Genomic DNA, 11,308 nt, shown 5'->3' with positions numbered 1-11,308 from the left:
GCGCCCCGGCCGACGCTCCTAGGGCCCCGCGCCGCGCTCACGCGCGACCGCTACGCCTCGACCGACGCACTTCGTCGCGCCTCCCGGCTCCCTCTCCGCGCCCGATCCCGGCGCCCGCTCCGACCCCACGAGGATCATGACCACCTCAACGCCTCCGCACCGCCTCTCCACTCCGCGCGCGCTCGCGCGCCTTCTGCCGATCGCGCGGCCGGTTCTGCCGCGCCTCATCGCCGGTGCCGTCACCGCCCTCATCGCGAGCCTTCTCGCCCTGGCGATCCCGCTCGTGCTCGAGCAGATCGTCGCAGGCCCCATCGCCTCGCTCGACGCCGGAGCCCTCGTCTGGGGCTCGCTCGCCGTGCTCGGCCTGGGCCTCGCCGAAGCCGCCATGGTGTGGCTCCGCCGGTGGTTCGTGCTCTCGCCGGCCACCAAGGTCGAGTACGACCTGCGCCAGTCGTTCTACTCGCGCCTCCAGCGCCTGCCCGTCGCCTTCCACGACCGGTGGCAGTCGGGGCAGCTTCTCTCGCGCATGATGCAGGACATCAGCATGCTGCGTCGGTGGCTCGCCTTCGGCGTGATCCTGCTCGTGGTCAACATGCTGACCATCGCCATCGGCGCGGTGCTGCTGTTCCGCTGGCACTGGCTGCTCGGCGCGCTGTTCCTCGTCACCTCCGCTCCGGTCATCTACGTGGGCTTCCGCTTCGAGAAGCGCTACGGCGCGCTGACGCGTCAGAGTCAAGACCAGGCCGGCGACCTGGCCACCAGCGTCGAAGAGAGCGTCCACGGCATCCGGGTGCTCAAGGCCTTCGGTCGCGGCAAGCACGCTCTGCAGAAGTTCACCCGCCAGGCCGAGTCGCTGCGCGAGACCGAGATCGACAAGGCCCGCGCGATCGGGTGGATCTGGTTCTGGCTCGTGCTGCTGCCCGACATCGCGTTCGCCGTGTGCCTCGGCGCCGGCATCGTGCTGACCCAGCTCGGTCAACTGCAGGTCGCCGAGCTCGTGGCGTTCTTCGCCATGGCGACCGTGCTGCGGTGGCCGATGGAGTCGATCGGGTTCCTGTTCTCGTTCCTGCTCGACGCGCGCACCGCCACCGACCGCATCTTCGAGGTCTTCGACGAGCAGAACACCATCGTCGACCCCGAGAACCCCCGCACCATCGCGGAGCCCCGCGGCGAGCTGACCTTCGAGGGGGCGCACTTCCGCTACCAGGACTCCGCCGGCACCGAGCCCGACCTACTGAACGGCATCGACCTCGTGCTGCGACCGGGCGAGACCATGGCGTTGGTCGGTCTCACCGGGTCGGGCAAGACCACGCTCACCACGCTGCCGGGGCGCCTGTACGACGTGACCGGCGGACGCGTGCTGATCGACGGCGTCGACGTGCGCGACCTGACGCTCGCCGAACTACGGCGCCACGTCGGCATGGCCTTCGAAGACGCCACGCTGTTCTCGCAGACCGTGCGCGACAACGTGCTGCTCGGTCGTGAAGACCTCACGCCCGGCTCACCCGAGGCCGAGGAGATCCTGCGCGAAGCGCTGCAGGTCGCGCAGGCGCATTTCGTGTACGACCTGCCCGACGGCCTCGACACGGTCATCGGCGAGGAGGGCCTGAGCCTCTCGGGCGGCCAGCGTCAGCGCCTGGCGCTCGCGCGCGCGGTCGCGGCCCGCCCCGCCGTGCTCGTTCTCGACGACCCGCTGTCGGCGCTCGACGTCGACACCGAGGCCCTGGTCGAAGACGCGCTGCGCGAGGTGCTCAGCGAGACGACCGCCCTCGTGGTGGCGCACCGTCCCTCGACGGTCACGCTCGCCGACCGGGTGGCTCTGCTCGAAGACGGTCGCATCACCGCCGTCGGCACGCACTCCGACCTGCTCCGCGAGAGCGACCACTACCGCTACGTCATCTCGAGCCTCGAAGAGGCCGAGCGCGAAGCCCGCACGGGCGCGATCGATGTGATCCCGTCCGACGACGACGTCCTCACCGAGAAGGAGGCGACCCGATGAGCACCTCCACCGTCTCCGGGACGAGCGGCGAAGACCGCTCCGACTACACGCGCGACGAGAGCCGCGCGATCCGTCAGCGTTCGCTGCGCCTTCTCGGCTCGCTCGTCTCACCGCTGCGCTGGCAGCTCGTGCTCGCCGGCGCGGTGCTCGTCGTCTCGACCGCCCTGCGGGTCGCGGGCCCGGCGCTGATCGCGTACGGCATCGACAACGCCCTGCCGGCCGTCATCGAGCGCAGCGACTGGATGCCGACCTACGGCGTCGTCATCGTGTACCTGCTCGCCGGCATCGGCGGCGCCGTGCTCATCGGCTGGTACGTCGTCGTGGCCGCGCGCCTCACGCAGGCCGTCATGCTCGATCTGCGCAAGCGGATCTTCCTGCACACGCAGCGGTTGAGCCTCGAGTTCCACGAGTCGTACACGTCGGGGCGCATCATCTCGCGGCAGACGAGCGACCTCGACACGATCCGCGAGCTGCTCGACGGCGGGCTCAACGAGCTGGTGTCGGGCGTGCTCTACGGCCTGTTCACCCTCGCGGCACTGTTCCTGATCGACTGGCAGTCCGGGCTGATCCTCACCGTCATGGGCATCCCCATGTACTTCCTCATGCGGTGGTTCTACTCGCGCTCGCAGGTGATCTACCGGGAGTCGCGCGTCATCAGCGCACAGGTGATCGTGAAGTTCGTCGAGACGATGACCGGCATCCGGGCGGTCAAGGCGTTCCGCAAGGAGCCGCGCAACGACGCGGAGTTCGGCACGCTCGCCGGCGACTACCGCGACGTGAACATGCGCTCGATCAAGCTGTTCGGAACCTTCGAGCCGGGCATCATGGGCGTTGCCGCCGTCTCGGTCGCCGTGGTGCTGCTGTGGGGCGGCGGACGCGTGATCGCGGGGCCGCTCGAGATCGGTGTGCTCACCGCCGCCGTGCTGTACGTCCGCAACTTCTTCTCGCCGCTGCAGGAGGTGGCGTTCTTCCTGAATTCCTACCAGTCGGCGACGGCCGCGCTCGAGAAGGTGTCGGGCGTGCTCGAGGAGCAGCCGACGGTTCCCGACCCGACCGACCCGGTCGACCTGTGGACCGCCCGAGGCCACGTGAGCTTCGACGACGTCACCTTCGGATACTCCGAAGACCGCGTCATCCTGCCGCACTTCTCCCTCGACATCCCCGCCGGGCAGACGATTGCCCTCGTCGGCACGACCGGCGCGGGCAAGTCGACGTTGGCCAAGCTCGTGTCGCGGTTCTATGACCCGACGAAGGGCGCCGTGACCCTCGACGACGTCGACCTGCGGCGTCTGCACCCGAAAGACCTGCGTCGCGCGATCGTCATGGTCACGCAGGAGGCCTACCTGTTCAGCGGGACCGTGGCCGACAACATCGCCCTCGGTAAGCCCGATGCCACGATGGACGAGATCCGCGCGGCGGCTCGCGCCGTGGGTGCCGACGCCTTCATCTCGAAGCTGCCCGACGGCTACGACACCGACGTGAACAAGCGCGGTGGCCGTGTGTCGGCGGGCCAGCGTCAGTTGATCTCGTTCGCGCGGGCGTTCCTCGCCGACCCGGCGGTGCTCATCCTCGACGAGGCCACGGCCTCGCTCGACATCCCCAGCGAGCGGCAGATCCAGGACGCCCTGCAGACGCTGCTCGCCGACCGCACGGCGATCATCATCGCCCACCGCCTGTCGACGGTTGCGATCGCCGATCGGGTGCTGGTGATGGAGCACGGTCGCATCATCGAAGACGACACCCCTGCCGCGCTCATCGCCGGCACGGGCAAGTTCGCCCAGCTCCACGCCGCCTGGCGAGAGTCGCTGGTCTAGCCCGCCCCGCGGGAATGACGGATGCCACGCTGCCCCTCGGGCGCGTGGCATCCGTCTTTCCGTCGACAGAAGTCTGCTGTCCGGTGCCGTTTCGAGTCACACCAGTCGAACCGAATGAGGGCGCCCAGCGCCCCGCCCGGATCTTCGCGCCTCAGCCGATCACACCCGCGCGCGAGCGATGACCTCGCCGTACGCCGTCTCGCCGACCGGCTCGAAGCCGACGCGCTGGAAGAACGCCTCGGGACCACCGACACCGGGTTCGTAGATCACGTCGACGTGGTCCATGCCGCGACCGCGGGCCTCTTCGAGTACGGCGGCGATCGCGTAGCTTCCGACGCCTCGGCCCTGCTCGTCGGCGTCGACGTTGATGCGCCACAACACCGACTGGAAGTGCTCCTCGTGGGCGTCGCGATCGAAGTTCGCGCTGACGAAGCCGACGACCTCATCGCCGTCGAGGACCACGCGTTGCCAGGTCGTCTGCGGGTTGCTCACCGTAGCGGCGACCCCGTAGCTCACGGGCGCGAGGAACTGTTCCTGTCCGGGCTTGAGCGAGAGCGTGTTGACGGCCACGATCGTGGCGGCGGACAGTTCGACGAGACGCAGGTCAGCCATGCGCTCAGGCTACCGGCACGCCCGCCCCGCCCCCAAAGATCGCATACCGACGCATGCTCTTGCCGGTGGGGGAGCAGGGGCAGAAGACGAGGGCGGATGCCGAGAACTATCTCGACATCAAGAGACTTTGCCCACGTGCGATAGGCTGAATCGCAACCCTGGCCGCCTCTACGGAGAGATCTGACGTGCCCGATTCCACCATCATTTACACGTACACCGACGAGGCGCCGGCTCTCGCCACCGCGTCGTTCCTGCCCATCGTGCAGGCCGTCACGAAGCAGGCGGGTGTCGACGTCGAAACCCGCGACATCTCGCTCGCCGGCCGCATCCTCGCGGCCTTCCCGCAGCGCCTGACGCCCGAGCAGCAGGTCGGCGACGCGCTGGCCGAGCTCGGCGGACTCGCCACGCTGCCCGAGGCGAACATCATCAAGCTGCCGAACATCTCGGCATCCATCCCCCAGCTGAAGGCCGCGATCGCCGAGCTCCAGTCGCAGGGCTACGACATCCCCGACTACCCCGATGAGGCGTCGAGCGTCGAAGACAAGGACGTGCGCGCGCGCTACGACCGCATCAAGGGCTCCGCCGTGAACCCCGTGCTGCGCGAGGGCAACAGCGACCGCCGTGCCCCGCTCGCGGTGAAGAACTACGCCAAGAAGCACCCCCACCGCAACAAGGCGTTCGCCGAGGGCTCGAAGACCCGCGTCGCAACCCTCGGTCACGACGACTTCCGCTCGAACGAGAAGTCGGTCGTGCTCGGCGACGACGACGTGCTCACGATCCAGCACGTGGCCGCCGACGGCGCCACCACGACGCTGAAGGAGGGCCTCAAGGTCCTCCAGGGTGAGATCGTGGATGCCACGTTCCTCTCGGCCGCGGCCCTCGACGCGTTCCTCGCCGACACCCTCGCCCAGGCGAAGGCCGACGACGTGCTCTACTCGGTGCACCTGAAGGCCACGATGATGAAGGTCAGCGACCCGATCATCTTCGGCCACGTCGTGAAGGCGTTCTTCGCCGACGTGTTCGACCGTCACAGCGACGCCCTCGCGGCCGCCGGTCTCACCCCCAACGACGGCCTCGGCTCGATCCTCGCGGGTCTGTCGAACGTCGAGGGCGGCGACGCCATCGCCTCCGAGATCCGCGACGCCCTGGCATCTGGCCCCCGCCTGTCGTACGTCAACAGCGACAAGGGCATCACCAACCTGCACGTGCCCTCCGACGTGATCGTCGATGCCTCGATGCCCGCGCTCATCCGCAACGGCGGCAAGCTCTGGGGCGCCGACGGGGGAGAAGACGACACCCTCGCCGTCATCCCCGACTCCTCGTACGCCGGTGTCTACCAGGCGACCATTGAAGACGTCATCGCCAACGGCCCGCTCGACCCGGCCACCATCGGCTCCGTCCCGAACGTCGGTCTCATGGCCCAGGCGGCCGAGGAGTACGGCAGCCACGACAAGACGTTCGAGATCGCCGCTCCCGGCCGTGTGCAGGTCGTCGCCTCGAACGGCGACGTGCTGCTCGAGCACGAGGTGAACACCGGCGACATCTGGCGCGCGACGCAGACCAAAGACGTCGCGGTGCGCGACTGGGTGAAGCTCGCCGTCTCCCGCGCCCGCGCGACCGGCGTGCCGGCCGTGTTCTGGCTCGACGAGACCCGTGCGCACGACCGCAACCTCATCGCCAAGGTGCACGAGTACCTCGCCGACCACGACACCGAGGGCCTCACGATCGAGATCCTCGCCCCCGCCGAGGCGACGACGTACTCGCTCGAGCGCATCCGCCGCGGCGAGGACACGATCTCGGTCACCGGCAACGTGCTGCGCGACTACCTCACCGACCTGTTCCCGATCCTCGAGGTGGGCACGAGCGCCAAGATGCTCTCGATCGTCCCGCTGCTCGCGGGCGGCGGCCTGTTCGAGACCGGTGCCGGCGGCTCGGCTCCCAAGCACGTGCAGCAGCTCGTCGAGGAGGACTACCTCCGCTGGGACTCGCTCGGTGAGTTCTTCGCCCTCGCGGCCTCGCTCGAGCACCTCGCCGACACCACGGGCAACGAGCGGGCTCGCGTGCTCGCGCAGACCCTCGACGCCGCGACCGGCACGTTCCTCGAGAACGACAAGTCGCCGGGCCGTGCCCTCGGCACCATCGACAACCGCGGCAGCCACTTCTACCTCGCCCTGTACTGGGCGCAGGAGCTGGCGAAGCAGTCGACCGATGCCGACCTGGCCCAGGTCTTCGCCCCGGTCGCCGAGAAGCTGGCCGCGGAAGAGCAGACGATCGTCGCCGAGCTCAACGCCGTCCAGGGTCACCGCGCCGAGATCGGCGGCTACTACCGCCCGAACGCGGAGCTCGTCGAGAAGGTCATGCGCCCCTCGGCCACGCTGAACGCGGTGGTCGACGCCCTGCGCTGAGCCGGAAACCCGGAAGGGGCGGATGCCACACGGCATCCGCCCCTTCTGCGTTTCCGGGCCGCGGCTCGGCGCGTCGGCACGGCACAACTCCTGCAATCCGCGGTTGTCGGGCACTCCGGAGGGCCCGGTCGGGGCAGAGCGCAGGAGTTGTGCGCGCCGGGGCCACGGAAGCGGAGGGCCGGGGGCGGGTTGCCGGGCGAAAGTCCGGCGTTGTGTCCGGAACGGGGACCACGGCCGGTGATCCGGCGACGGTTCGGCACGCGGCGCTCGGTCGGTCTTGCAAGACCGCGTGGCCTGGCCGAGAGACGTCGAGCTGCCGGCACAACTCCTGCAATCCGCGGTTGTCGGGCACTCCGGAGGGCTCGGTCGGGGCATAGTGCAGGAGTTGTGCGCGCCGGGGCCCCGGACACGGAGTGTCGGGGCGGGTTGCGTGGCGGAGGTCCTGCGTTGTGTCGCGGTGGGGCGACGCAGGGTGCGAAGACGCCGGCCCGCCGGGACGCTGTCGCGCCAGGGCGCTGTCGCACCACGACGCAGTCCCGCCGGGAGAAAAGACAGAGGGGCGGATGCCGAAGCATCCACCCCTCTCAAAAGGATCCGGACTCAGTAGTGAACCGAGACCTCCGTGCCGCGGTAGGCCCAGTCGTAGAGTTCCTTGGCCTGCGCAATGGTCATGTTGATGCAGCCGTGGCTCATCGGCGTACCGAAGTTGTTGTGCCAGTAGGTGCCGTGGAAGCCCTCGTCGCCGTTGAAGTACGCGACCCAGGGGACGTCCTTGGTGCAGTAGTCGTAGCCGGGGACGCAGCCCATGTCCTGCATCGCGGTCTTCCAGCCGATGCGGAAGTTGCCGGTGTGCGTCGCGTGCTCGCCGGCGCCCGACGAGATCGTGTAGGTGCGGTAGACCTGACCGTTCTGCCACAGCGTCGTGGTCTGCGTGCTGAGATTGACGTCGATGCGGCGCTCGGTCTTGGTGGTGTCGAACGGCGTCTCGGTGACGTTCAGTGCGTAGCGCCCGTTGCCGTCGGCGAGCTGCGTCGCGAAGGCCGCGGCGATGCCGGCGGTGTCGCCGAGCGCGCGACCGGTCTGGCCCTCGGTGAGGGTGTGGATGACCTCTCCGCCGGTGTCGACGATCACGTCGGCGTTGACGGCGCCGCGGTCGACCGTGCCGGTCAGGCCGGCGACGACCGTCTGGATCGCGGTCTGGTCGGCCGAGACGGCGAAGTCGCCCGTGCCGTCGGGGGTGACGGTGAGCCACGAGGCGGCGGTGGCGCGGTCGACGGGGACGGTGCGCTCGTCGCCGACGTAGAAGCCAGCCGAGTCGAGGATGCCGTTGAGGGTCGCGACGGCGGCGCCGGCCTCGTCGGTCGAGACGGGGGCCTCGACGGGCACGAGGGTGGCGTCGACCGTGGTGGTGCTCTCACCGGAGTCGAAGGCCGACTGCAGGGCGGCGGCGACGGTGGCGACGTCGATGCCCTCGCCCGCTTCGGCGGGGGTGGCGACGTAGGCCTGCGAGCCCGCGTCGTAGGCGACGGTGGCGTCGACGGGCGCGCGGTACGCGCCGGGGGCCTTGTCGCGGAGGGCGGCGGTGGCGGCGGACTCGTCGATCTGGACGGCGACGCCCGCTCCCTCGGGGAACCACGCGGCGGGCTTCCACATGGGATTGTCGGCGAAGGCCTTGTCGGCCAGGGCGGCGGCGTCGACCGTCGCGCCGAGGTCGGCGCCGGTGACGGTGACCTCTCCGGCGGGGCTCTCGACGACGACGGCGGTCTCGGCCAGTCGGGTCGAGATCGCCTGGGCGGCGGCGCCGGCGGTGAGGCCGCCGATCTGCACGCCGGCGACCGAGGCGCCGGGGGCGATCAGCACGAGAGAGGCCGCGATGAGGGCCACGGCCGTCGCGCCGGCGGGGATGCCGATCCACAGGCCGGAGCGGTTCTTGCGCGTCGTGGGCTCGGGCGGAGCCCAAGCGTAGGTCGCGCCGTCGGTGCCACGTGCGCCGTCGGTCATGAGTCAAACCCCCCGGAAGTCAGTCTTCCCATGCTAAAGCCGCGGCCTGCGCATCACCCCCGAGCAATATCACGGTCTGATCACGCCGGTGGCGCGACGTGGCCGTTCCGGCCGCGGACGGCCTCAGGGCGCGAACACCTTTCCCGGGTTCAGGATGCCGAGGGGGTCGAACACCCGCGCGATGTCGCGTTGCAGCGTCCACTGGTCGTCGCCCAGCTCGTCGGCCAGCCAGCGCCGCTTGAGCACGCCGATGCCGTGCTCGCCGGTGAGGGTGCCGCCCAGCGCGAGCGCCGCGCGGAAGAGCTCTTCGGCGGCCTGCCACACGATCGGCGGCACCTCGGGCCCCTCGAACACGAAGTTGGGGTGCAGGTTGCCGTCGCCCGCGTGGGCGACCGCGGGGATGACGAGGCCGAACTCGCGCTCGATCCGCGCGATCTCGTCGAACATGTCGGGCAGCGCGCTGCGCGGCACCGACACGTCTTCGATGAGGGTCGTGCCGAGGGTCTCCATGGCGGGATGCATCGCGCGCCGCACGGCCAGCAGCGCCTCGCCCTCGGCCGCGTCGGCGGCGACGGTCACCGTTCCGCCGGCGGCGCGCAGCACCTCGGCGACCGCGCGGGCCTCGTCGACGGCCACGGGTCCGTCGGTCTGCACGGTCAGCTGAGCGGCACCGGCGACGGGGGCCGGCAGAGACAGCAGTCGATGAACGGCCGCGAGGCTCGTGGCATCCATCAACTCCATGATCGCGGGCTGGATTCCGGATGCCGTGACCGCTGCCGACGCGACGGCGGCGGCCCGCGCACCCTCGAACAGGGCCGTCAGAGTGACGCGCTCGCCCTCGACGAGGCGACGGAGCTTGAGCGTCGCGCCGACGACGACGCCGAGCGTGCCCTCCGACCCGATGACGAGCGAGGTGAGATCGAGACCCGTGACGCCCTTCACGCTGCGGTGGCCGAGGTGCAGGAGTCGGCCGTCGGCGAGCACGAGGTCGACGCCGAGCACCGCGTCGCGCACGACGCCGTACTTCGCGCACAGCAGGCCGCCGGCGCCGGTGGCGATGTTGCCGCCGACGGTGGAGATGGCGCGGCTGGCCGGATCGGGTGCCCACCACACCCCGTGCGGTTCGAGCTGCGCGTTGAGGTCGGCGTTCAAAATGCCGGGTTCGACCACGGCCAGCAGGTCGTCGGGGCGCACCTCCAGCACGCGGTCCATGCCGCGCACCGAGAGGCTGATCTCTCCGCCGCCGGTGTTCGCGCCGCCCGCGAGGCCGGTGCCCGCGCCACGCGGCACGACGGGCGTGCGCGTGGCGGTGGCGATGCGCATCACCGCCTGCACGTCGGAGACGGATGCCGCGTGCACGACGGCCAGGGGGAGTCCCTCGGCCGCGTGGCCCGACTTGTCGGCCCGCGCCGCCTCGAGCGACGCGGGCCAGGTGTCCGCGCGCGCGCCCAGCTCGGCGCGGAGCAGGGCGAGGGCGCGCTCGGGCGCGCGCGGAGACGGCGTCTGGTCGGCCGTCTCGTCGGCGGTCACGCCAGGCGCCGTCTGCCGTTCAGAGCGCCGAAGGTGACGGCGACGATCGCGAACACGAGGCCGATGAGGGCTTGGCCCATGCTCCACCACGCCACGGTCGCGGCGGCGTAGACGAACAGCTCGACGATCGCGCGGACGAAGGGGTGCACCGCCAGCACGGCGCGCGGCGAGACGAACAACGCCCACACCGCGATCGCCAGGACGGGGGCGCCGATGCCGGCGACGATGCTCCAGGGGAAGGGCCACGCGGTGAAGCCCCAGATGGCGAGCGTGATGAAGGCGAAGAGGCCGCAGATGACGCTGCCGATCTCGACCCCCGACGGGCGCGGGCGCATGCCGGGAGCGAGAGGCGCCTGCGCGCGGACGTTCGGAGTGTCGGTCACCCCAGCATTTTACGCGGGCGCTGGCGCGCGGCATCCGGGATCGCTCACCGTCGAGCCGATCGCGGCGCAACCCAGGTCCCTGAGCTTGTCGAAGGGCCCAGGACCGCAGTGTGGCCCCGGTGGCTTCGACAGGCTCAGCCACCTCGCTCTCCGAGGTCCCTGAGCTTGTCGAAGGGCCCGGGACCCGCAGTGACCCCGGTGGCTTCGACGGGCTCAGCCACCTCTGCTTCGGACAGGACCGACGCGGGACCCGGTGGCTTCGACCGGCTCGGCCACCTTGCGCGGCGGAGGTCCCTGAGCTTGTCGAAGGGCCCGGGACCCGCAGTGGCCCCGGTGGCTTCGACAAGCTCAGCCACCTCTGCTTCGGACCGGACCCCCGTGTCCTCGACGAGTTCAGCCACCTCCGCGTCGGGCGGAACCTGTGGAGGAACGGTGGATGCCGCGACGCGCGAGGACGCGCGCGTGATACGCGCTACAGTGGCACCGTCGCGACTGGCGTTGAGGTGGGACACCACCGGGGAGCGACCGCTTGACGGTATTCGACCGCACGCCTGGGTCGATGCG

7 protein-coding genes and 1 riboswitch are annotated in these 11,308 nt (G+C 70.4%); of the genes, 3 read left to right on the top strand and 4 right to left on the bottom strand.

The annotated features are described in order from the left end of the window. Positions 1-136 precede the first annotated feature (136 nt). Both ABXS86_RS06830 and ABXS86_RS06825 read left to right on the top strand, forming a co-directional pair. Positions 137-1,999, top strand: coding sequence for an ABC transporter ATP-binding protein (locus ABXS86_RS06830; protein WP_353666032.1), 1,863 nt, complete (start codon positions 137-139; stop codon positions 1,997-1,999). Then, complete coding sequence (locus tag ABXS86_RS06825) at positions 1,996-3,813, top strand: ABC transporter ATP-binding protein (RefSeq protein WP_307209497.1); 1,818 nt, start codon at positions 1,996-1,998, stop codon at positions 3,811-3,813. The genes ABXS86_RS06830 and ABXS86_RS06825 overlap by 4 nt, the downstream gene beginning before the upstream one ends. Before the next feature lie 159 nt (positions 3,814-3,972). On the opposite strand, the gene ABXS86_RS06820 is transcribed toward ABXS86_RS06825, so the two are convergent. Then, on the bottom strand, positions 3,973-4,425 hold the full coding sequence (locus tag ABXS86_RS06820; RefSeq protein ID WP_144782529.1) for a GNAT family N-acetyltransferase: 453 nt from the start codon (positions 4,423-4,425) through the stop codon (positions 3,973-3,975). Between the two features lie 185 nt (positions 4,426-4,610). Between ABXS86_RS06820 and ABXS86_RS06815 the strand changes: the two genes are divergently transcribed. After that, a complete protein-coding gene (locus ABXS86_RS06815) occupies positions 4,611-6,830 on the top strand; it encodes an NADP-dependent isocitrate dehydrogenase (protein ID WP_353666031.1) in 2,220 nt (739 codons plus the stop codon). Positions 6,831-7,430: 600 nt separating this feature from the next. Here ABXS86_RS06815 and ABXS86_RS06810 read toward each other — a convergent pair. The 3 genes from ABXS86_RS06810 to ABXS86_RS06800 all read right to left on the bottom strand — a co-directional run bounded on the left by ABXS86_RS06810 (position 7,431) and on the right by ABXS86_RS06800 (position 10,744). Next, complete coding sequence (locus ABXS86_RS06810; RefSeq protein ID WP_353666030.1) at positions 7,431-8,831, bottom strand: L,D-transpeptidase family protein; 1,401 nt, start codon at positions 8,829-8,831, stop codon at positions 7,431-7,433. A gap of 123 nt (positions 8,832-8,954) precedes the next feature. Further along, the gene (locus ABXS86_RS06805; protein WP_353666029.1) at positions 8,955-10,361 is read right to left on the bottom strand and encodes an FAD-binding oxidoreductase; all 1,407 of its coding nucleotides are present in this window, start codon (positions 10,359-10,361) and stop codon (positions 8,955-8,957) included. Then, positions 10,358-10,744 carry a YrdB family protein gene (locus ABXS86_RS06800; protein ID WP_186325400.1) on the bottom strand — a complete coding sequence of 129 codons (387 nt, stop codon included), beginning with the start codon at positions 10,742-10,744 and terminating at the stop codon, positions 10,358-10,360. The genes ABXS86_RS06805 and ABXS86_RS06800 overlap by 4 nt, the downstream gene beginning before the upstream one ends. A 478-nt stretch (positions 10,745-11,222) precedes the next feature. Further along, a riboswitch (ZMP/ZTP riboswitch) is annotated at positions 11,223-11,308 on the top strand.

The organism is Microbacterium sp. che218 (assembly GCF_040436305.1).
Taxonomy (GTDB): Bacteria; Actinomycetota; Actinomycetes; order Actinomycetales; family Microbacteriaceae; genus Microbacterium; species Microbacterium algihabitans.
This window is presented reverse-complemented; position numbering and strand designations above follow the sequence as displayed.